Genomic DNA, 21,139 nt, shown 5'->3' on the forward strand with positions numbered 1-21,139 from the left:
CCCGCCCGTCACAAACACGAGCGCTGTCCTGTCCTTGCAGCAGGACGAGCCCATGCGACGACGGGAGCGAGACCGTGCCGCCAGCAGACACCGGGTGCCGGATCCGGATCCGGATGACCGCGCGCGCGGTCGACGAGGCGCACCGCGCCTCGAGCCAGCTAGAACTCTTGTTCGACCTCGCCTTCGTGGTCGCGGTCGCCGCCGTCACCACCGAGTTCGCCCATCACATCGCCGACGGACGCGCCCTGTCCGGGCTCGTCCCGTTCCTCCAGGTCTTCTTCGCGGTCTGGTGGGCGTGGATGAACTTCACCTGGTTCGCGTCGTCGTACGACACCGATGACGTGCCCTACCGGCTGCTGACCATGGCGCAGATGGCGGGCGTCCTGGTCCTCGCCGCGGGCGTGCCCGCCGCGGCGGGCCACTCCGACTACCGCGCCGTCGCGATCGGCTACCTCGTCATGCGCGTCGCCCTCGTCGTGCAGTGGCTGCGGGCCGGCGCCGAGGACCCGGCGGGCCGCCGCACCGCGCTGCGCTACGCCCTCGGCATCTCCGTCGCACAAGCCGGCTGGATCCTCTGGCTCGTCGCGGCGGAGGCGGGCGCCCTGCCTTCACCGGCCCAGGTCCCGTGCTTCGTCGCCCTGGCCCTGCTGGAACTCGCGGTGCCGCGGTGGGCGGAGCGGGCCGGCCCCACGAACTGGCACCCGCACCACATCGCCGAACGCTACGGCCTGTTCACGATCATCCTCTTCGGGGAGAGCGTCCTCGCCGTGTCCAGGGCGGTGGCCGGGGCGCTCGACAAAGCCGAGGTCAGCGGCGGGCTCGTCGCCATCGCCGGTTCCGGCCTCGCCCTGCTGTTCGCGCTCTGGTGGCTCTACTTCCTCGTCCCCGTGGGCACGGGCCTCAGCGACCGCCGCCACCTGTCCTACCGGTGGGGCTACGGCCACTACGGCATCTACGCGAGCCTCACCGCGCTCGGCGCCGGCCTCGATGTCGCCGTCGAACAGACCGCACACGACCTCAGGGCGTCACCTCTCGCCGTCTGCTACGCCGTGGCGATCCCGGCCGCGCTGTTCGTCCTGCTGCTTTGGACGGTCCACATGCCCATCCTGGGCGCGCCCGTCCTGCGTCCCACGCTGGTGCTGGGCGGAGCCGCCGCCGTCCTCCTCCTGCCCCCGGCGGAGGCCCGGACCGGAGTGGTCACGGTCGTCGCGTCGATCACGGCCGTCTGCGTCGCGATGACCATCCTCACCCTCATCCAGAACAGGGACACCTCGCCAGAACGGAACACGCTGGTCCCGGATACGCCGTAGCCCCCGACCGCCCACTGCCCACGATGCGGACGGTCATCACGCCCCCTCCACTCGACAGTGGAATGAAGCGTTCCGTTCCGTTAGAGTGAGAGCAGAACGTTCCGTTCCACATAGTTAGGGGTTCGATCATGACCTTCCTCGTCGCAGGTGCCACCGGGACCGTCGGCCGTTTCGTCGTCGAGGAGCTCCGCGCGGCGGGGCAGCCGGTTCGCGCCCTGACCAGGAACCCCGCCAAGGCCGCCGTCCCCGAGGGTGTCGAGGTCGTCGCCGGCGACCTCGCCGACCTCGACTCACTGGCCGGCGTCTTCGACGGCGTCGAGGCCGCGCACCTGATCAACTTCGCGGGTGACGACTACACGCCGCTGCCCGACGGCGCCGGTCTGGTGAAGCTGGCCGCCGAGGCGGGCGTACGGCGGATCACGGTGCTCGGCGGGCGCGCGGACGGTGAGCTGGAGCAGGCTCTGGCCGCCACCGACATCGAGTGGACGCTGCTCGAACCGGTCGAGTTCATGTCCAACACGCTGCGCTGGTGGGCACAGACGATCAGGGCCGAGGGCGTCATCAAGGAGCCGTTCGGCGACCGGCTCAGCGCACTGGTGCACGAGCGCGACATCGCCGCCGTGGCCGCCGCGGTGCTGGTCGAGGGCGGGCATGACGGCGAGACCCTCACCATCACCGGCCCCGAGGTGATCACGCTCAGGGACAAGGTCGCGATCCTGAGCGCGGCCATCGGCGCGGACGTGGGTTTCGTGGAGCTGACCGTGGACCAGGCGCGCGCCAAGTGGCGCGGCGACGGCATGGGCGAGGAGACCATCGAGTTCCTCGTCAACGCGCTGGGGAACACGCCAGAGGTCGGCTACACCGTGGTCCCGACCGTCAAGGAGATCACCGGCCGCGACGCGCGCAGCTTCGCCCAGTGGTCCGCCGAGAACGCCGCCGCGTTCCGCTCCTGATCGGTGACCACCAGGGGAAGGCGGCGGGACGGGCGCGCAGCGTCCGTCCCGCCGCCTTTCGCCCCCCAAGGGCTGGCAGCCTCGGTGCTCACCTCCCGGGCCGCCGCCGGCACCTCGAATTCGTGGATGTCCCGGACACAGGACTCGACCTTGTTGGTCGCGGCCGTGACCCGGCCGCGAAGCTGCGGGTCCGCCGGATACCTCAGCAGGGCGACCGTCCGTACGGAGCGGCCGACCTCGCGGAACACCTTGTGGATGCGGTGAGGTTGTGTTGGGGGCGTTGATCCGTGCCGATCCGGTGGTTCCCGTTATGGTTCTTCGGTGATCGACGACGACGGTGAGTTCCCGGTCGCCCAGGCCGAGTTGGTTGCCGTGACCGCTGTGCCGGTGGTCGATCCGGTCGGCCGTTGGAGCGGCGGCGGCTGGATCGCGTCCGGCGTGGACGGCGAGGTCTTCGTGTTCGACCGCAGCTTGCAGGTGGTGGAGCGGTTTGCGGTGCCGGATGAGTTGCCGTGGCCGTCCCGGGGTGATCTGTTGGCGCCCAGCCGGTACCGCGTCGACGTGAGCCCGGACGCGCGGTGGGCGGTGTTCGCCGGGTTCGACCGCACGGTCGTCGTCGACCCCGCAGGGCGGGTTGCGTGGCGCAACGAACACCCCTCCTTCCGTGACGAGGATGGCGACGAGGTGCTGGCCGCGGCGGTGTTCCGGCCCGACGGGGGTGCGTTGTGGGGCTACGCCCGCTCCACGGAGCCCACGCCGGCCACCACAGACGGTAAGCCGGCCGCCGTGGTGCGGCACGTCGTCAGCACCGGTGACTGGCGGCTCACCGCGACCGTCGCGTCGATTTACCAGGGCCTGCCCACCAATGATCCCCTGGTGCATCCGGGCGGCAACGTTGTCGGGTTCAACAACGATGACGGATGTTGGGTGCACTGCGACGACGATTCCGAGACGGTCCTGCTAACCGGCTCCTGGTATCCACTGGGGTTCTCCCCCGATGCCACGCGGTGGGTGGGCGCCACCGACGGTAGGCCGGTCGTGGGCGACGTGGCCGGCGACTTCAACGGTGCGCTCACCGAGCCCGATTTCGCCCCCTTCCCACTCAGGGAGGACGAGGACGAGGATGACGAAGAGGAAATCGACGCGGCGCACTTCGTCACACCGCGACTCGTAGCGGTCTTAGGAGCCCGGTCCCTGAACCCGCATCATGTGCTCAGCAACGCCACCACACTGGAGCCGGTGGCATGCCTCGCCTTCCTCGACAATGAAGACAACGGGGATAACGGCGACCTGGGCAGCCTGGCCGGCAGCGACGGCGACGGCACGTGGGTCATGTCCAGCGTCGGCTTCGATAGCTCGTGGCGGGTTCGCCCCGGTCGGCTGCGCCGCTGGACTGCGGCACTTTCCTGAACCTGGCCGTAGTCAGCCGGGGCTGACCACGTACCAGGACGGCACCATCCGGCTTTGGGACCTGGACGTGGGCGTCGCCGAGCAGCGGCCCGATCCGCGCCGGGTACCGTCGTCGTCCTGCGCGGCGGCACCAGACGGCTCGTGGCTCGCACGAGGGCGACCGCCCACCGCGACGCCGTCCTGATCTGGGAGGTGGATACCGGCCGGATGCCGCGCTGCGTCGTCGCCCCGGACGCAAGCCGGCTCGCCTGCAGCGGCCTGGACGGCGCGGTCATCCACGATCTGCGCACCGGCACAAACCGGGAAGTCGACGGCTCCAGCCGCCTGCTCGTTGTTCCTCGCGCCCCGGTGTCCTCGTGGGTGAGTTCACCGGGGCGCGAGGAACACTGGAAAACCGGACGTGCCGATGACGAGGATGTGCGTCGTTCGCCGACCACCCATGGCAGCTGCGGTTCCATGGTGACCATGATGCGAAAGAGGTCATCGATCGCCGTCGTCGCCGTTGTTGTCGCTGTCATTTTCGCCGCTCTACCGTCGTGTTCCTCGGATTCTTCGAACGGGTCTCCCGCCACGGGCCGTCCCGCCAGGTCAGGCTCCGGGTCGCCGGCGCCCGAGCCCACGCCGACCGGGCCGTGCGCTGACGGGACGTGTGAAATCAAGGTCGCCGTGGGGGACGTCGTGCCAGTGCCGGGAAAGTACGGCCTCGGCCCGATCGAGGTGACGGCGATCACCGGCCGCTCCGTCGAGATGGTCGCGCCGCTGACGGGGTCGGGCTACAGCATTTCGGGCTGCTCCGGCGGCGGCAGCGTTTCGTCGCAGGGCGGCGGCATCCGGCTGAGCTGCGACAAAGGAACCGCCGCGACCATCAACAACACCATGAGCCTGGAAGTCGTCAAGATCCTCGACACCGCCGCCGTCCTCCGCATCCAACCCGCCCGGTGAACGCTAGAACCAGGTCTGGAACCAGTTCACACCCGATCGACGCAGCCAGATACAACCAGCCACCATGCCCGCACCTATCAGCAGAAACAGCCCCCCGAAACTGCGGACCACCATCGGATCGTTGAACAGGGCCATCCAACAGCCCAGGCCGATGAAGGTGAGGCCGAACGCCAAGCAGGAAAGCGGGCTCATCGGGACGAACATCAACTCAGTATCGCCCTGACGGCCCCGGCCGTCTGCCCGCCTGCTGATCACCCCCGGTTCGGGGAGGTGTTCGAGGTCGGCGAGGGCTGTGCGGAGCGGTGGGACTTGGCGGCGGGTCTCCTGGTCGGCTCGGTCCAGGGTCGAGCCGCGGGTGTTGACCACGGCCTGGATGAGGGCGGCGTTGCTGGCGGGTGGGCGCCGCGTGGGGACGGCGGCCGCGGCGAGGTCGTGCTCGGGGGTGATGCTCCGTGCGGTGAGCTCGTCGGCGAACGCCTCGGCGGGCTCGACGGCTCCGGCGCAGCCACAGACCGCTCATGTCCGAGGGCTCAAGGCCTCGCCCTCGGATGCGCCCTGACCTGCGGTGGCTCCGATTGGACGGCGGGCGGTTTCCCGGACGCCCGTCGACACCCGTGCGGCGGGCGTCCGGAAACGAACGTTTCTCGGACACGCCCACGCCGGACACGTCGCCACCGCCACCACCACCGTCCAGACCACCGACGGCGCCCAGGCTTCCCTAACTGCGGCCTGAACGCCGACCGAAAGAAGCGGCCTCGAGGAGACAGGGCCGCTCGCGTTTCGAAGCCCTGCCGGGCCGGGCAACTAGCCGTGCTGGCGTTCTTGGACCTCCTGGCGGTTAGCCGGGGAGGTAGTCGGCGTGGGAACGCCCGTCCGGGGTGCCCGAAGCTGCGTCGTTCGAGGTCCCGATCATGAGACCCCCTTCAAGGTCCGGGTCGTGTGTGCATGCAGCCAATTGAGAACTGGCCCTCCCCCGAGGGGAAGGGCCAGTGGTGCTAGCGGACCCTCGTCAACTAGCGAGGAGGGCCCGGTGATCAACCGGGAGTCAGCCCTGGGGCGGACGCGGCGGAATCGGATACGGCCGCCCCGGAGCGGGGCCTCGCGGATCCGGCGGTGTCGACTGAAGCATGTCGTCCTTCCTTGGATCTTCTCTGTGACGTCGTACGCAGCCTTGATGCGCACGGCACCAGGTCATCGACCTTGGCAAACCAGACAGTCCTGTCGTGCGTTCGAGACGCATGCCACCTGACCCGCTCCAACGCGAGCTTGGCACCCCGACCGCTCGCGTCCAGCTGCCCACCTGCTGACCGCGACGATCCCTACCTACCTTGCACCTCGCCGGAGCTTCGGGAGTCCTGGGCCGTGTACCGGGACGCCGGCACTGCCCGGCTCCTGCCCCGGATGCTGAAGGGCCGCATCCGCGGGCCGGTGTTCGTCCCCCACCGCCGACCGGGGCCGGGGAAGGTGGTCAGCCCCCGCGACGTGTGCCCGGACACCCATATCCGCGTACCGCGGCGCTCGGTCGGCACGCCTTGGTGGGCATCGCCGCCGCAAGGGCAAGCCCGATGACGAGGGGTATCGGCGTTTCCTCTGCCCGGCCTCGGCCGGCAAGGTCCAGTGCCCCCGCAAACCCACCAGCCTGGGTGCCGACCCAGCACTTCCGCTGATCTCGATCAAGCGCCGCCCCGTCCAGGACCCACCGATCTGCCAGCAGACCTCGATCACCATCGCCCCCGAGCGCGGCGCCAAGCACTGGCAGCCCCACCCCTACGGGAGCGCCGAGTGGCAGCGGATCTACGGACGCCTGAGAAGTTCAGTCGAGGGCATCAACGGCTACGCAAAGCAGGACACCTACGAGGCCATCGAACGAGCCTCAGGACGACGCATCCGCGGCATCGCCGCCCAGACGAGGCCCCTGCAACGAAGAAGACCCCGGAGCTTGCCGCTCCAGGGTCTGTTCCGTCACTGTGGGGATACGACTTCCGTCTGTACCCCGGAGTGGGCGAGGAGGGATTTGAACCCTCACATCCTTTCGGACACACGGACCTGAACCGTGCGCGTCTGCCGTTCCGCCACCCGCCCATGGGTGCCGTCCCGTTTCCGGGTGCCTGAAAAGGCTAGCACGGGGTCGAGGGTGGTTAGGTATCCAGATACGCCGAGCGAACCTTCGCACCGATACGATCGTCTACCAGTGGGGAAGGGAGGTGCCCGTGGGCGTCATTCAGCGCTTCGAGCGACGGCTTGAGGGCATGGTCGAAGGGGCCTTCGCCCGTGCCTTCAAGTCCGAGCTCCAGCCGGTCGAGGTGGCCAGTGCTGTGCAGCGCGAGATGGACGATCGGGCGGCGATCGTGGCACAGGGCCGGACGCTCGTGCCGAACGACTTCGTCGTGGAGATCTCTCAGCAGGACGGGCAGCGGCTGCAGGTGTACGCCGACAGCCTGAGCCAGGAGCTGGCGAACCTCGCGCGCGAGTACGCGAAGGAGCAGGGGTACTCCTTCGTGGGTCCGGTGCGCGTGCGGTTCGAGAACGCGGGGGACCTCGCCACGGGCATGTTCCGCATCAGGTCGGGCGTGATCCGGGGCTCGACGGTCGAGGGCGGGGAGATCCGCCGGCCGGTGAGCGACGTGCCGCAGGGCGGCCGGGGCGGGGTGTTCGGGGGACACCCGCGGCTACTGGTGACCACGGCGGTGGAGGGATCCGACACGACTCAGCGCACCTATGAGATCAACACTCCCGTGACCCTTCTGGGTCGCGGCACCGACTGCGACCTGCGTCTCGTCGATCCCGGGGTATCACGGCACCATGCCGAGATCCGCGTAGAAGGTCCCGAAATCGCTCTCGTGGATCTAGGGTCGACCAACGGCTCGTTCGTGAACGGGCAGCCGATCCGGCGGGTGACGCTGGTCGACGGCTCCCGGGTCACGATGGGCCGCACCACTCTTGTGTTCCGCCGCGATAGGGAGTAACCCCGACTCCGATGTCCCCATTCACCCTCACGCTGATCAAGCTGGCGTTCCTCGCGGTGCTGTGGCTGTTCGTCATCGCGGCCGTCGGCGTGATCAGGGCCGACCTGTTCGGCTCGAAGGCCGCGTCCAAGGCGGCCGCGCGCGCGTCCCAACCCCGTCCCCCCCGGGCGGCGAGGCAGCCGAAGCCGCCGCGGCCGCAGCGCAGCGCCCAGAACGGCGCCCCGACCAAGCTGGTGGTCGTCCAGGGCGAACGGGCCGGCACCGTCATCGACCTCACGGGGGTGCCCATCACCATCGGCCGGGCCAATGACGCCACGCTCGTCGTGACCGACGACTACGCTTCGAGCCGGCATGCCCGACTTTTCGCGCAGGACGGTCAGTGGATCGTGGAAGATCTCGGCTCGACCAATGGGACGTATCTCGGACGCACGAAGGTGAGCCGGCCGATGCCGGTTCCCCCCGGCGTTCCGGTCCGTATCGGCAAGACCGTGATCGAGCTGCGCAAATGACTCTGGGAATCCGCTACGCCGCGCGCTCCGACGTCGGCATGCTGCGCGAGGGCAACGAGGACTCGGCGTACGCGGGCGCGCACCTGCTCGCGGTGGCCGACGGGATGGGCGGGCACGTCGGCGGCGAGATCGCTAGCGCCGCGGCGATCGAGGCGCTCCGTGGGCTCGACAAGGACCTTCCCGCGACCGAGCTGCTGGCCGCGCTGGAGCACACGGTCAAGACGGCCAACGACAACCTGCACCGCATCGTGGAGTCCGACCCCGCCCTTCAGGGCATGGGGACGACGCTGACCGCGATGCTGTGGGCGGGCAACCAGGTCGCGCTGGTGCACATCGGCGACTCGCGCGCCTACCTGCTGCGCGACGGCAGCCTCTTCCAGATCACGCACGACCACACGCTGGTGCAGTCGCTGGTCGACGAGGGCCGGATCAGCCCGGACGAGGCGGCCTCGCACCCGCAGCGCTCGCTGCTGCTGCGGGCGCTGGACGGACGCGGCGAGGTCGACCCCGACCTGTCGCTGCGCGAGGCGAAGGCCGGCGACCGGTACCTGCTCTGCTCCGACGGGCTGTCGGGCGTCGTCACGGCGGAGACGATCTTCCAGGTGCTCACGGACGTCGACGATCCCGAGCAGGCCGTCCGGCAGCTGATCGACCTGGCGAACCGGGGCGGCGGCCCCGACAACATCACCTGCGTCGTCGCCGACGTGGTGGACCTGGAGCGCCAGCCGCCGACGGGCGGCCCGGGCCACGCGGTGGGCGCGGCGGCCAACGCGGCGCCGCCGGAGCCGCCGGGCGGGGGGACCGGACCGAACACGACCGTCGCCGACACCCCGGCGGGGCGGGCCGCGCAGCTGCGCGAGACCAGGCCGCAGCCGCCGGTGGCGGTGGACGAGATGCCGCCGCCTCAGGCTCCGATGCCGATGAGCGACGCGATGGGGCCCCCGCCGGCGCCGGGCGCGATGCCGCAGGCCGGGCAGATGCGGGGGCGGCGGGGCGGAACGCGGCGCTGGACGTGGCTGGTCGTCGTGGCGGGCGTGGTCGTCGTGGGCGTCGTGGCGGGCGGGTTCGTGCTGCTGCAGAACGTCCGGAACGGCTACTACATCGGCGCGAACAAGGCCGGCGAGGTCGTCCTCTACCGGGGGACGACGCAGAAGGTGCCGGGGCTCAGCCTGTCCCGCGAGGCCGCCAAGAAGGAGCAGCCGAAGCAGGCGATCCTGGTGGCCGACCTCCCGCAGGACCTCCAGCAGCAGGTCAAGGACACCTACACCGTCGACGGCCCGAAGGCGCTGAAGCAGCTGGAGAGCGCCGTCTGCAAGTACTCGCTCGTCGGGGAGGGCGGCAAGGTCGTCATGGTGAAGGGCCGGGAGCAGCAGAACTGCCGGCAGTCCTCCGTCAAGAGCAGCGACATCCGGATCGACGAGCTGCCCGCCTCGGACGTGACCGCGGTCGAGAAGGGCAGCCTCGTGTTCATCGGGCAGAAGGCGGCGCAGGCCAAGCTCGACCAGCTCGGCGCGCACCGGGAAGAGTGCAAGCAGCGCACCCCGTCCATCAAGGACTGCCCCTCCAGCGGAGGGAGCTCGTAGATGCAATCGATCGGGGAGCAGATCCGCGCCCACCTCCCGTACCAGCGGCGCAACGCCGCCTCGCTGGCGCTGCTGGCCTTCGCGATGATCCTGACGCTGTCGGCGTTCGCGGAGGTCGGTCTCGCCCGTGACGGGAACATCCCCGGCGGCCTGTTCGTGTACGGCGGCGGCCTGGCCGTGCTGGCGTTCATCGCCTACCTCATCCAGGCGAAGTTCACCCCCTACGCCGACCCGCTGCTGCTGCCGCTCGCCGTGGCGCTGAACGGCATCGGGCTGGCGATGATCTACCGCCTGGACCTCGACACCAGCCACGACCGCAAGGTCGCGGCGGCCGCGGGCAAGAAGCTGCTCCCCGACGCCGCCGACGCGCCCGGCCAGCTGATGTGGACGTTCATCGGCATCGCGCTGTTCGTCGGCGCCGTGATGATCATGCGCGACACCGACAAGCCCGACGCGCCGGTGTCGTTCACGCCGAAGACCGCGCAGCGCTACACGTACCTGATCGGGCTCACCGCGGTCGTCCTGCTGCTGCTGCCGATCGTCCCCGGCATCGGCGCGGAGATCAACGGCGCCCGGGTGTGGATCCATCTGGGCCCGTTCTCGGTGCAGCCGGGCGAGTTCGCGAAGCTGCTGCTGGTGGTCTTCTTCGCCGGGTACCTGGTGAACAAGCGGCAGGCGATGTCGCTGATCGGCAAGAAGGTCGGCCCGATCAGCCTGCCCCGGGCCCGCGACCTCGGCCCGATCATGGTGATCTGGTTCTTCTGCCTCGGCGTCCTGTTCATGCAGAAGGACCTCGGCACCGCGCTGCTGTTCTTCGGCCTGTTCGTCTCGATGCTGTACATCGCGACGCAGCGGGTGTCCTGGGTGGTGATCGGTGTCGGGCTGCTGTCGGTCGGCATCTTCATCGCGACGCTGCTGCCGTTCATGGGGCACGTGAACCAGCGCATCGACATCTGGCAGAACCCCAAGCCGTACTTCGACGGCGGCTGCCTGCTGGAGAGCGGCAAGGTCGTGCCGGTCAACCCCGACACCACCATCTACAAGAAGTACAAGGAGCAGGGCGACGGCTCGCCGGGCTTCTCGGCCTGCGCCGAGCTGGGCGGGGAGTACTCCGACAGCGCGCAGCTGATGAAGGGCCTGTTCGCGCTCGGCCAGGGCGGCGTCCTCGGCACCGGCCTCGGCCAGGGCGAGCCGTGGCGGACGCCGCTGTCCTTCAGCGACTTCATCTTCGACTCGCTCGGCGAGGAGCTCGGGCTGACCGGGTTGATGGTGCTGCTGCTGATATACGCGTTGATCGTGCAACGCGGGATGAAGACGGCCGTGGCGGCGCGGGACCCGTTCCTGAAGCTGTTCGCGGGCGGTGTGTCGTTCGTGCTGGCCCTCCAGGTCTTCGTGATCGTCGGGGGCGTCACGCGGCTCATCCCGCTCACCGGCCTGACGACGCCCTTCCTGTCCCAGGGCGGCTCGTCGCTGATGGCCAACTGGATCCTGATCGCGATCCTGGTGCGGATGAGCCACGACGCGCGCAAGCCGGCACCGCAGGCGATCCAGGACGAGGGCATGACCCAGATCGTGAGCACGAGGTGACTTCCCCCCTATGAACATGGACAAGCCGGTTCGGCGGGTGGCGATCTTCGCGTTGCTGCTGTTCTTCGGACTGATGGCGCAGGTCAACTACGTTCAGGGCAGCCAGGCGGAGGATCTGCGCACCGACGCGCGCAACAGCCGCCAGTACGCGGACGTCTTCAACTCGCCGCGCGGCCAGATCTCGGCGGGCGGCGAGGTGCTGGTCACCTCGAAGGAGACCGGCAAGGACAACCCCAAGTACGGCCGGACCTACAAGGACGGGGCGGTCTTCGCGCCGATCACCGGGTACTTCAACGGCAACGCCACCCAGGTCGAGCGGGCCTACAACTCGCTGCTCGGCGGCAAGGACACGCGGATCACGCAGCAGCGCTGGTTCGACACGTTCATCGGCAAGAAGGCCGAGGGCGCGAACGTCGAGCTGACGATCGACCCGCAGGCGCAGCGCACCGCGTACGAGACGCTGAAGGCGCGGACGGCCGCCGGCCGCCGCGGCGGCGCCGTGGTGATCGACGTGAAGACGGGCGCGGTGAAGGTGGCGGCGTCGTGGCCCTCGTTCGACCCGAACGAGGTCGCGCCGCAGACCGGTGAGAAGGGCGGCAAGCGCCTGGAGGAGCTCGACAAGGGCGACGGCGTCATCAAGCCGCTGGTCGACAACGCGCTCAGCCAGACGTTCCCGCCCGGTTCGTCGTTCAAGGCCGTGGTGTCGGCGATCGGGATGCAGAAGCTCGGCCTCAACAGCTCCTCGACGGTGAACACCGGGCAGCTGATCCTGCCGGAGTCCGGCCGTCCGCTGCCGAACTCGCACGACAGCGGCAGCTGCGCCGGGTCGGCCCCGCTGCGCGGCGCGTTCGCCGAGTCCTGCAACACCTCGTTCGCGAAGATGGCGCTGGACATGGGCATCCAGGAGCTGCACGACGGCTCCACGAAGTTCGGGTTCGGCAAGCACGTCCAGCTGGAGCCGGACATGTACGCGGCGGAGAGCGACGTCCCGGTGTCGATCAAGGACGCCGAGGGCAAGAGCATCGAGACCGGCAAGGACGGCACGGCCCGGTCCGGTATCGGCCAGGAGAACGTGCGCGCCACGCCGCTGCAGATGGCGATGGTCGCCTGCTCGATCGCCAACGGCGGCAAGATCATGAACCCGTACGTGGTGCAGAAAGTCCGCGCGAAGGACCAGAGCGAGCTCTACAACGTCTCCCCGAAGGAGTTCGGCGAGGCGATGACCGGCGACCAGGCCGGCCAGCTGGAGGACATGATGCGCGCGGTGGTCTCCGAGGGCACCGCGAAGAACCTGGCGGGCATGCGGATCGCCGGCAAGACCGGTACCGCCGAGCAGGGCCCCGGCAACCCGAACGCGAACTGGTTCGTCGGGTTCGGCCCGCCCCAGAACCCGCGCTACGCGTTCGCCGTGATGACCGAGGCCCCGGGCTCCGGCGCCGCCAACGCCGGCCCCATCGCCGGGGCGATCATGGCGAAGGTCCTGCAGAAGTGAGTGCGGGCCTCGTCCTGAACGACCGGTACCGGCTGCTGGAGCGGCTGGCGATCGGCGGGATGGGCGAGGTCTGGCGCGCGTCCGACGCGCTGTCGGGGCGGCTGGTGGCGGTGAAGCTGCTGCGCCTGGAACTGGGCTCGGACATGCGGGCCCGCGGCAGGTTCGAGTCGGAGGCGCGCTTCGCGGCGGAGCTGCGGCACCCGGGGATCGCGCGGGCGTTCGACTACGGCGAGCAGGCCGGCCGGACGTTCCTGGTGATGGAGCTGGTGCCGGGCGAGCCGCTGGACGAGATCCTGGCGCGCGACGGCGGGCTGCCGCTGGAGGCGGTGCTCGATCTGATCGTGCAGGCGGCGCGGGCGCTGGTGGTCGCGCACGCGGCCGGCATCGTGCACCGCGACGTCAAGCCGGCGAACCTCATGGTGGCCCCGGACGGCACCCTGAAGATCACCGACTTCGGGATCGCCCGGCGGCTGGCGGCGGCGTCGCAGACCCAGACCGGGATGGTCATGGGGACCGCGCACTACATCTCGCCGGAGCAGGCGCAGGGCCTGGAGCTGTCCCCGGCGGCGGACCTGTACTCGCTGGGCGCCGTGGCCTACGAGTGCCTGACGGGCGCGCCGCCCTTCGACGGGCCGACTCCGGTGGAGGTGGCGCTCAAGCACGTCCGGGACGCCCCGGCGGAGCTGCCGGGGCGGGTGCCCTACGCGGCCCGCGAGCTGGTCATGGAGATGCTCGCGAAGGAGCCGCGGGACCGTCCCGCGGACGCGGACACGGTCGCCGCGCGGGCCCTGGGGATCCGCGCGTCGCTCAGCACGGGCCGGGCGGGCGCGACCCGCGAGGCGGCCCGGCCGGACGCCGCCCGGCGGGGCCCGCGCGGGCCCGCCGCGACCGGCCCCGATCCTCTTCCTGTACGATCGTCTACTTTGTCGGGATTTGACGCTGAGGAGGGGGCGGATAACCTCTCCAGCGGACCTGTGGCCGGGCAACGGCGCTCGGCACTGGCGTACGCGTCCGTCGCGGCCGTCGTGCTGGTCTGCGTGATCGTCGTCGGCTCCCTGTGGAAGGGGCTGGCCTTCGCCGGGCCGGACGAGGACGAGCGGGAACCTCCCGCCGCACCGGCCACCCGGCCCGTCGGGGACGGCAGCGTCGACGATCCGGCGTCCACCGCCCCGGCTCCCCGCACCTCGCCGCGGCACACGGCCCGGAGCACTCCGAGGCCGGCTGTTCCGCCGCGGCGCCGGACGCATAGGATCCGTCCGTCAACGCAGGTGCCGCCCAAGGCGTCCCGCTCGCACAAGTCATCCATGATTCCGCCCCGGGCGACTCCCACCGCCCCTGAGCCCACACCCGCACCGACGGGGAGCACCACGACTCCGTCAACTCCGAGCCCGGATCCCCCGCCGACCCAGACGGGGAAGCTAGGTTCTGGAGACAAGGTGTAGACGTACGAGGGAAAGTGCACATATGAGTCAACCTCGGCTGCTCGGCGGCCGCTACGAGCTCGAAACGGTGATCGGGCGCGGCGGCATGGCCGAGGTCTACCGTGCCCGGGACCGCCGTCTCGATCGCATCGTCGCGGTCAAGACGCTGCGCTCCGACCTGGCCCGTGATCCCACGTTCCAGGCGCGGTTCCGGCGCGAGGCCCAGTCGGCCGCGTCGCTGAACCACCCCTCGGTCATCGCCGTGTACGACACCGGCGAGGACATGATCGGCGACACCCCGATCCCGTACATCGTCATGGAGCACGTCGACGGGAGCACGCTGCGCGACCTGCTGAGGGAGAACCGCGCGCTGCTGCCCGACAAGGCCCTGGAGATCACCGACGGGATCCTGCGGGCGCTGGACTACAGCCACCGCGGCGGCATCGTGCACCGCGACATCAAGCCGGCCAACGTGATGCTCACCCGGCAGCACGAGGTCAAGGTCATGGACTTCGGCATCGCCCGGGCCATGGCCGACACGGCGTCCACGATGACGCAGACCGCCCAGGTGATCGGTACCGCGCAGTACCTGTCGCCCGAGCAGGCGCGCGGCGAGCGGGTGGACGCCCGCAGCGACATCTACTCGACCGGCTGCGTGCTGTACGAGCTGCTCACCGGCAAGCCTCCGTTCACCGGCGACTCCCCGGTCGCGATCGCCTACCAGCACGTGCGGGAGGAGCCGGTGCCGCCGTCGCAGGTGGACCCGCAGATCCCGCAGTGGGCCGACGCGATCGTGCTGAAGGCGATGGCGAAGGAGGCCGACCACCGGTACCAGAACGCGACGGAGTTCCGGCAGGAGATCCAGCGCGTCCTGCAGGGCCAGCCCGTGTCGTCGACGGCCGCGTCCACGATGCTGATGGGCAACCAGCAGCCGCAGGGCACCCAGGTCATGGGCGCCTACGGCGCTCCGGCGCGCACGCAGGTGCGGCCGCAGGACGACGGCTACGGCCTGCCGCCCGCCCACTACGACGACGACGGCGGGCGCGGCGGCGCCGGCAAGAAGGCCGCGCTGTGGGTGGGGCTCGCGGTGCTGTTCATCGGCGGCGCCGCGCTCATCGGCCTGCTGATGAGCAGCGGCGACGACGGCGCCGACCAGGTCGCGGTTCCGAAGAGCATCGTCAACGTCTCGCAGAACGACGCGACGGCGGAGCTCACCAAGCTCGGCTTCAAGGTCGGCGAGCCGAAGACCGACTTCAGCGACGACGTCCGGAAGGGCTACGTGATCAGTTCCGATCCGCAGCCCGGCACGAACGCCGCCAAGGGCGCCACGGTGACGCTGCTGGTCTCCAAGGGCAAGAAGCCGCCCACGGAGATCGAGGTCCCGGACGTGACCGGCAAGCCGTACGCCACGGCGAAGAAGATGCTGGAGGGGCGCGGGTTCGAGGTCGACAAGAGGGTCGACTCCAACGACACCGTGCCGCGGGGCAACGTGATCTCGACCGACCCCTCGGGCGGCTCGAAGGCGGCCAGGAACTCGAACGTGACGGTGACGGTGTCGACCGGCCCGTCGAGCATGAAGGTGCCGAGCCTGTTCAACAACAGCCAGCGGGCCGCCTGCGGCAAGCTGGAGGGCCTCGGCCTGAAGTGCAACGTGCAGAAGGGCGCGCCGCCGCCCGACAAGCAGGTGGCGCCGGGGTTCGTGTACGACCAGCAGCCGGGTGAGGGCGCGACCGTCGCGCCGGGCGAGACGGTGACGATCTTCGTGGCGGAGCAGCCGCAGACGCCGCCGCCCGGACAGACGGGCTCGCCGACGCCGGGCCTGCCCGGGTTCCCCCCGGGCGACGGCCAGGGCTGACCGAATCGCGATCGAGGGCCCCGTCTCCGGCTGGAGGCGGGGCCCTCGGCGTCGCGCGGGCCGTGTCCTGGGGCGGACGGGCCCCGGGCACGAGAGAAGGGCCTCCGCCACTCGGGGGCAATGGCGGAAGCCCTTCGCTAGGTCTTCGTCATGACGTCGTCGGACGTTACGGATTTCAACCGAAATTTTTGGACTCGGGGTGAGATGGGGGCGGTCAGCCTCCGTCCGCGCGGTGGAGGCGCAGGTCATCGCAGGTGGCCAGCCAGTTCCGAAGCAGTCGATGGCCGAAGGTGGAGAGGATCGACTCGGGGTGGAACTGGATCCCCTCGACGGGCCGGCCGCGGCGGCGCAGGCCCATGACGACGCCGTCCTCTGTGCGGGCGGTCACCTCCAGGACGTCCGCCGGGACGGTCTCGGGCAGGACGGCCAGCGAGTGGTAGCGGGTCGCGGCGAACGGGTCCGGCAGGCCGCGCAGGACGCCGGCGCCGTCGTGGCGGATCTCGCTCGTGAAACCGTGGACGATCTCCGGGGCGCGGGCGACCGTCGCCCCGTGCACGTGGGCGATCACCTGGTGGCCGAGGCAGACGCCGAGCAGCGGGGCGCCGCGGCGCTCGGCGTCCCGGACGAGGTCCAGGCAGACCCCGGCGCCCGCCGGATGGCCCGGCCCGGGGCTGAGCAGGACGCCGTCGACGCCGGCGGCGTCCCGGACGGCGACGTCCGACCGGTCCCTGACAACGCACTCGGCGCCGAGTTCCAGCAGGTACTGGACGATGTTGTAGACGAAGCTGTCGTGGTTGTCGACGACGAGGACGCGCGCCATCGGTCAGCCCGGGGTGGCGGAGCCGGACGGCGCCGGGTCCTGGACGACGCCGTGGTCGAACTGGACCTTGGGTTCGACCCACGGGAACACCACGTACCAGAGCAGGACGGCGATCGCGACGAGCAGGCCCAGCGCGGTCGCGGTCTTGGTCTGCCAGGCGCCGGGCAGCCGGCGCCAGATCCAGGCGTACACGGGGCCTCCTACGTCCCGGCGGCCCGGGCCGAGGCCGCGCGCGGCACCGCCTCGGCCAGCTCGCCGAAGATGACCATTCGTTGGGCGGCGGAGTACTTCGGGTGGCAGGTGGTGAGCGTCAGGAGCCGCTCGGTCGGCCGCCGCTTCGGGTGGAACGGGACGGGCGCGGTCACCTCCACCGCCGACGGCTTCACGATCCGCCGGTCGGTGACCTTGTAGACGTACTGCTCGTCCCGGGTGTCGATGAGGATCCTGTCGCCGCGGTCGAGTTCGCCGAGCCGGTTGAACGGCGCGGAGTAGGTCGTCCGGTGCCCGGAGACCACGAAGTTCCCCACCTGGCCGGGCAGCGCGCTTCCCGGGTAGTGGCCGGGGCCCTTGCGCAGGTCGGCGCGGTCGACGCCCTCGATCACGACGAAGCGGTAGTGCTCGCCGAACCGCGGGATGCGGATCACGGCGAGGCCCTTGCCGAGCCTGACCCTCTCGGTGGTGACCTTGGTGGCCCGCCAGTTCTTCAGCATCTCGTCGCCGAGCCGGTTCTGGGCGCCCTTGGTGTACTGGCCGGTGCCCCACAGCTCGTACGTCACGAACAGCATGACGATCAGCCCGGCGGTGATGCACAGCTCGCCCATGCCACGGATCACCGTCCGCACCGCGTCCTCCTCTACCGGGGGGGTTCAGCCGCCTCTGGGCGGTCCAGCCGGCACCGTAGCGTGCTTCATGGTCACGTTGCCGGTGTAGGCCGGCAGCGTGGCGCGTTCCACCGTCCGCACCGCGTAGCCGAGCCCGTAGGCGCGGACGTACTTGCGGTAGATCGCGATCTCGCGGGACGCGCCGAGCGCCGCCCGCAGCCGGACCGGGTCGCCGACGGCGGTGATCCGGAACGGCGGGGAGTACACGACGCCCTGGAGGATCAGGGTATTGCCCACGCACCGCACCGCGCTGGTCGAGATCACCCGCTGGTCCATGATCTGCATGGCGCGGGCGCCGCCCGCCCAGAGCGCGTTGACGACGGACTGGACGTCGCTCTGGTGCACCACCAGGTCGTCCGGGCGGACGCCGTGGGGCAGCTCGCCCGACTCGGGCAACGGCGCGTCGTCCAGCGCGACCCGGACGGCGCGGCCGGCGACGGGGGTGAATCCGGCCTCGGCGGCCAGCCGGTCGGCCTCCGCCTGAGCGTTTTTCACCCGGGCGTCGTGACGTCCGGCCTCCCGGGAGATACCGTCGACCTGGCGGCGCAGCCGCCGGTACTCGGCGCGGTCCTGCCGGCCCCGGCGCTGCTCCGCGGTGATGAGCTCGGTGATCCTGGTCCGGCCCTGCTCGCGCAGGCTCGTGCCGCGGGCCGTGCTCGCGCTCGCCGCGAACAAGGTTCCCGCAAGGAGCGTGAGAACTGGGATGATGGTTCCCCACGCTGGACGCCGTACGCTGCTCACCAGCGACTACGCTAACCGACAAAACACCCATGCGCGGTCCGGCGCTCCGGCCGCCGGACGCCCGAGGAGATCGATCCCACCGTGGCCAAGTCCAAAGTGCGTAAGAAGGCCGTTTACACGCCCCCGCAGAAGTCCAAGGGGCCCGAGGTCAGCCCGCGCTGGCTCGTGCCGACGATGGTCGGTCTGTGGCTCGTCGGCCTGATCTGGATCGCCGTCTTCTACGTGACGGCCAGCACCGGTACGGATGTGCCGTACATGACCGACCTGCACAACTGGAACCTGGGAATCGGCTTCACCGCGATCATCCTGGGCGTGATCCTGTCCACCCGCTGGCGCTGATCGCGAGTTATCCACAGGTTGAGGTCCTCTCACCGCGCCTTTCCCCAGGTTTTCCACAGCGGGTGTCCACAGGCGCCGGAGCGCGGACGCCGCCGCGCGCGGGCCGCGCGGCCCTGCGCGTGCGCGGCGTCCGCGCGCACGGCTACCCCGCCGGGCTCAGCTCGGCGGTCCTGAGCACCACGAGCACCGCGAGCAGCGCCAGCACGGCCAGCGGCGCGCCGAGGTGGAACAACCGGCGCCGCGCGTCCGGCGCGTAGGCGTAGGCCGCGGCCAGCGCCGCGCCCACCGCCAGCCCGCCGACGTGGCCCTGCCAGGAGATCCCCGGCACCGAGAACGTGATCACCAGGTTGATCACCAGCAGCACCACGATGGGGCCGACCGGCCCGCCGAGCCTGCGGCCGATCACGAAGTACGCCCCGAACAGCCCGAAGATGGCCCCGGACGCGCCGACCGCCGAGTCCTGCGGGGAGCCGACCAGGTACAGCAGCACCGAGCCGCCGAGCCCCGACAGCACGTAGAGGGCCAGGTAGCGCCAGCGTCCGAGCACCTGCTCCAGCGCGGGGCCGACGGCCCACAGCGCCCACATGTTGAACAGGATGTGGGTGATGCCGAACGATCCGCCGCGCTGGTGCAGGAACATCGTGGTGAACAGCCGGTACCACTCGCCCTCGGCGACCCCGCCGACCTCGCCGCCGGGCAGCACGCCCCGGCCGAGCATCATGAAGTCCCAGACCACGCGCCAGGACGCCAGTTCGGCGAGGTAGGCCGCCACGCACAAGCCGATGAGCGTGTAGGTGACGACCGGAACCGCGGTCGCCGACCCCCGCGCCCCGAAGACCGTCCGGGGAACCGCCCTGCGGGCCCCCCGGTTGCCCTCGGCGACGCACTCCACGCACTGGTGCCCCACCGCCGCGTCGCGCATGCACTCGGGACAGATGAAGCGGTCGCAGCGGGTGCAGCGCACATACGTCTCGCGGCCCGGATGCCGGTAACAGGTCGGCACCGAGGTCTCGGGGGCGGGACTCTGGTCTGTGCTCATCAGTGGCTCCGTGGGCCGTGCGTACGGTGGGCGCACCCGTGGCGGGGTCTCACCGTGACAACGTCTAACGGCGTTCGATCGTCACCGACACGATGACGACGTCCTGCTTCGGGCGGTCCATCCGGCCAGTCTCGACCTTGCCGATGCGGTCGACGACGTCGGTGCCCTCGATGACCTTGCCGAAGATGGTGTGCCGGCCGGTCAGGTGCTGGGTGTGCGCGACGCTCAGCGTGATGAAGAACTGGGAGCCGTTGGTGCCGGGCCCGGCGTTCGCCATCGCCAGCAGGTACGGGCGGTTGAACTTCAGGTCCGGGTGGAACTCGTCCTTGAACTGGTAGCCGGGACCGCCGGTGCCGGTGCCGAGCGGGTCGCCGCCCTGGAGCATGAACTGGTCGATGACCCGGTGGAAGATCGTCCCGTTGTAGAGCGGCGCGTCCGACTGCTGGCCGGTGTTCGGGTCGGTCCAGGTGCGGGTGCCCTCCGCCAGCTCGACGAAGTTCGCCACCGTCTCGGGCGCGTGCTCCGGGTACAGCTGGATCACGATCTTGCCGAGCGACGTGTTGAGCGTCGCGAAGATCTCGTTGGCCACGCTGGCCGCCTCCTCGTGCGATGGGTTCTGTGACGTCCGGTGCGATGTCCCGGTCGGGCCCGAATCCGTCACCCTGGGTGAAAGGTTCGTCACTTCCGTGGTGTTTACCTTCCGTTCGCTGGGAAGGCTGCCTGACAGGACCTCGCAAACAGGGAGGTTAGCGTGTCCCTAATGATCAGTATCCGCCGGAAGCCGCAGGACGAGGTCGTCAATCGGCTCGGCCGCGTCCAGCAGGCGGCCCGCCAGGGCGCCGACGTGTGCCGGCAGAGCGCCGCCGACGCGGCCGAGCGGATCGGGCCCATCGCGAACGAACGCGTGATGGTCGCCCGTGGCTGGAGCGCACCGAGGCTGCGGCGGGCGGCCCGGTACGTGGAGACCGGGCTCGCCCCGCGGGTGAGCACGTTTCTGAGCGATGTCGCCGGACGGGTGGAACCGCCGAAGTCGGCGGCGAAGTCCGGGCGCGGCGCCCTCATGGCGATGATGGGGGTGGTCGCCGCCGTCGGGGTCGCCGGCGCCGTGGCGACACGGCGCGGCGCCGTCCGTGACATGGCCGCCGGGTCGAGCGAGCACGGCGGCAGCGCGACCTCGGCCGACTCCATGACGGTCAGCGGCGCCGACGCGGACGGTCAGGTGCGTTCACGGCACTGAGCCCCGCGATCGCGCTGAGCGCACAGGTGAAGGGCCCGGCCGCCTGTGGCCGGG

20 protein-coding genes, 1 tRNA gene and 1 pseudogene are annotated in these 21,139 nt (G+C 70.5%); 13 read left to right on the plus strand and 9 right to left on the minus strand.

Going from position 1 to position 21,139, the window contains the following annotated elements; all coding sequences use genetic code 11:
- Positions 1-113 precede the first annotated feature (113 nt).
- Together ACQEU6_RS28900 and ACQEU6_RS28905 are read left to right on the plus strand one after the other, a co-directional pair.
- Complete coding sequence (locus tag ACQEU6_RS28900) at positions 114-1,310, plus strand: low temperature requirement protein A (RefSeq protein ID WP_499336205.1); 1,197 nt, start codon at positions 114-116, stop codon at positions 1,308-1,310.
- A gap of 128 nt (positions 1,311-1,438) precedes the next feature.
- Positions 1,439-2,263, plus strand: coding sequence for an NmrA family NAD(P)-binding protein (locus ACQEU6_RS28905; RefSeq protein ID WP_499336206.1), 825 nt, complete (start codon positions 1,439-1,441; stop codon positions 2,261-2,263).
- Positions 2,264-2,403: 140 nt separating this feature from the next.
- Here ACQEU6_RS28905 and ACQEU6_RS28910 read toward each other — a convergent pair.
- A pseudogene (locus ACQEU6_RS28910) lies at positions 2,404-2,523 on the minus strand (Tn3 family transposase); the annotation flags it as partial.
- 61 nt (positions 2,524-2,584) lie between these two features.
- On the opposite strand from ACQEU6_RS28910, the gene ACQEU6_RS28915 reads away from it, so the two are divergent.
- The gene (locus ACQEU6_RS28915; RefSeq protein WP_499336207.1) at positions 2,585-3,673 is read left to right on the plus strand and encodes a hypothetical protein; all 1,089 of its coding nucleotides are present in this window, start codon (positions 2,585-2,587) and stop codon (positions 3,671-3,673) included.
- Positions 3,674-3,814: 141 nt separating this feature from the next.
- Entirely contained in the window at positions 3,815-4,615 is an 801-nt protein-coding gene (locus tag ACQEU6_RS28920) for a hypothetical protein (RefSeq protein ID WP_499336208.1), read from the plus strand.
- Between the two features lie 3 nt (positions 4,616-4,618).
- On the opposite strand, the gene ACQEU6_RS28925 is transcribed toward ACQEU6_RS28920, so the two are convergent.
- Positions 4,619-4,981 carry a hypothetical protein gene (locus ACQEU6_RS28925; protein ID WP_499336209.1) on the minus strand — a complete coding sequence of 121 codons (363 nt, stop codon included), beginning with the start codon at positions 4,979-4,981 and terminating at the stop codon, positions 4,619-4,621.
- A 1,633-nt stretch (positions 4,982-6,614) separates the two neighbouring features.
- A tRNA-Leu gene (locus tag ACQEU6_RS28930) sits at positions 6,615-6,697 on the minus strand.
- A gap of 128 nt (positions 6,698-6,825) precedes the next feature.
- Between ACQEU6_RS28930 and ACQEU6_RS28935 the strand changes: the two genes are divergently transcribed.
- Genes ACQEU6_RS28935 through pknB form a run of 7 tightly spaced genes read left to right on the plus strand, consistent with a single transcriptional unit; the run spans position 6,826 to position 16,028 of the window.
- On the plus strand, positions 6,826-7,581 hold the full coding sequence (locus ACQEU6_RS28935; RefSeq protein WP_067627928.1) for an FHA domain-containing protein: 756 nt from the start codon (positions 6,826-6,828) through the stop codon (positions 7,579-7,581).
- An 11-nt stretch (positions 7,582-7,592) separates the two neighbouring features.
- Complete coding sequence (locus ACQEU6_RS28940; protein WP_396078012.1) at positions 7,593-8,090, plus strand: FHA domain-containing protein FhaB/FipA; 498 nt, start codon at positions 7,593-7,595, stop codon at positions 8,088-8,090.
- Entirely contained in the window at positions 8,087-9,673 is a 1,587-nt protein-coding gene (locus tag ACQEU6_RS28945) for a Stp1/IreP family PP2C-type Ser/Thr phosphatase (protein ID WP_499336210.1), read from the plus strand. Before ACQEU6_RS28940 ends, ACQEU6_RS28945 begins: the two co-directional genes overlap by 4 nt.
- Positions 9,674-11,260, plus strand: a complete 1,587-nt coding sequence (locus ACQEU6_RS28950) for an FtsW/RodA/SpoVE family cell cycle protein (protein ID WP_499336211.1) — start codon at positions 9,674-9,676, stop codon at positions 11,258-11,260.
- 16 nt (positions 11,261-11,276) lie between these two features.
- The gene (locus ACQEU6_RS28955; RefSeq protein ID WP_499336212.1) at positions 11,277-12,752 is read left to right on the plus strand and encodes a peptidoglycan D,D-transpeptidase FtsI family protein; all 1,476 of its coding nucleotides are present in this window, start codon (positions 11,277-11,279) and stop codon (positions 12,750-12,752) included.
- Positions 12,749-14,194: a serine/threonine-protein kinase gene (locus ACQEU6_RS28960; protein WP_499336213.1), complete on the plus strand. Its 1,446-nt coding sequence runs from the start codon at positions 12,749-12,751 to the stop codon at positions 14,192-14,194. The genes ACQEU6_RS28955 and ACQEU6_RS28960 overlap by 4 nt, the downstream gene beginning before the upstream one ends.
- A gap of 22 nt (positions 14,195-14,216) precedes the next feature.
- Positions 14,217-16,028 (plus strand): Stk1 family PASTA domain-containing Ser/Thr kinase, encoded by a 1,812-nt coding sequence (pknB, locus tag ACQEU6_RS28965; RefSeq protein WP_499336214.1) that lies wholly within the window; start codon positions 14,217-14,219, stop codon positions 16,026-16,028.
- A gap of 214 nt (positions 16,029-16,242) precedes the next feature.
- Here pknB and ACQEU6_RS28970 read toward each other — a convergent pair whose 3' ends face one another.
- Genes ACQEU6_RS28970 through ACQEU6_RS28985 form a run of 4 tightly spaced genes read right to left on the minus strand, consistent with a single transcriptional unit; the run spans position 16,243 to position 18,404 of the window.
- Complete coding sequence (locus ACQEU6_RS28970; protein WP_499336215.1) at positions 16,243-16,848, minus strand: anthranilate synthase component II; 606 nt, start codon at positions 16,846-16,848, stop codon at positions 16,243-16,245.
- 3 nt (positions 16,849-16,851) lie between these two features.
- Complete coding sequence (locus ACQEU6_RS28975; RefSeq protein WP_089310865.1) at positions 16,852-17,040, minus strand: hypothetical protein; 189 nt, start codon at positions 17,038-17,040, stop codon at positions 16,852-16,854.
- An 8-nt stretch (positions 17,041-17,048) separates the two neighbouring features.
- On the minus strand, positions 17,049-17,690 hold the full coding sequence (locus ACQEU6_RS28980) for a class E sortase (RefSeq protein WP_499336216.1): 642 nt from the start codon (positions 17,688-17,690) through the stop codon (positions 17,049-17,051).
- A 24-nt stretch (positions 17,691-17,714) separates the two neighbouring features.
- Positions 17,715-18,404 (minus strand): DUF881 domain-containing protein, encoded by a 690-nt coding sequence (locus ACQEU6_RS28985; protein WP_499336217.1) that lies wholly within the window; start codon positions 18,402-18,404, stop codon positions 17,715-17,717.
- 147 nt (positions 18,405-18,551) lie between these two features.
- On the opposite strand from ACQEU6_RS28985, the gene ACQEU6_RS28990 reads away from it, so the two are divergent.
- Positions 18,552-18,809 carry a cell division protein CrgA gene (locus ACQEU6_RS28990; protein ID WP_499336218.1) on the plus strand — a complete coding sequence of 86 codons (258 nt, stop codon included), beginning with the start codon at positions 18,552-18,554 and terminating at the stop codon, positions 18,807-18,809.
- Positions 18,810-18,951: 142 nt separating this feature from the next.
- On the opposite strand, the gene ACQEU6_RS28995 is transcribed toward ACQEU6_RS28990, so the two are convergent.
- Both ACQEU6_RS28995 and ACQEU6_RS29000 read right to left on the minus strand, forming a co-directional pair.
- Positions 18,952-19,848: a rhomboid family intramembrane serine protease gene (locus ACQEU6_RS28995; RefSeq protein WP_499336219.1), complete on the minus strand. Its 897-nt coding sequence runs from the start codon at positions 19,846-19,848 to the stop codon at positions 18,952-18,954.
- 64 nt (positions 19,849-19,912) lie between these two features.
- Entirely contained in the window at positions 19,913-20,437 is a 525-nt protein-coding gene (locus ACQEU6_RS29000; RefSeq protein WP_499336220.1) for a peptidylprolyl isomerase, read from the minus strand.
- 171 nt (positions 20,438-20,608) lie between these two features.
- On the opposite strand from ACQEU6_RS29000, the gene ACQEU6_RS29005 reads away from it, so the two are divergent.
- Positions 20,609-21,085 carry a hypothetical protein gene (locus tag ACQEU6_RS29005; RefSeq protein WP_499336221.1) on the plus strand — a complete coding sequence of 159 codons (477 nt, stop codon included), beginning with the start codon at positions 20,609-20,611 and terminating at the stop codon, positions 21,083-21,085.
- The last annotated feature ends 54 nt before the right edge of the window (positions 21,086-21,139 follow it).

Origin of the sequence: Spirillospora sp. CA-108201, assembly GCF_050936235.1 — a bacterium.
In the GTDB taxonomy this organism is placed as follows: Bacteria; Actinomycetota; Actinomycetes; order Streptosporangiales; family Streptosporangiaceae; genus Spirillospora.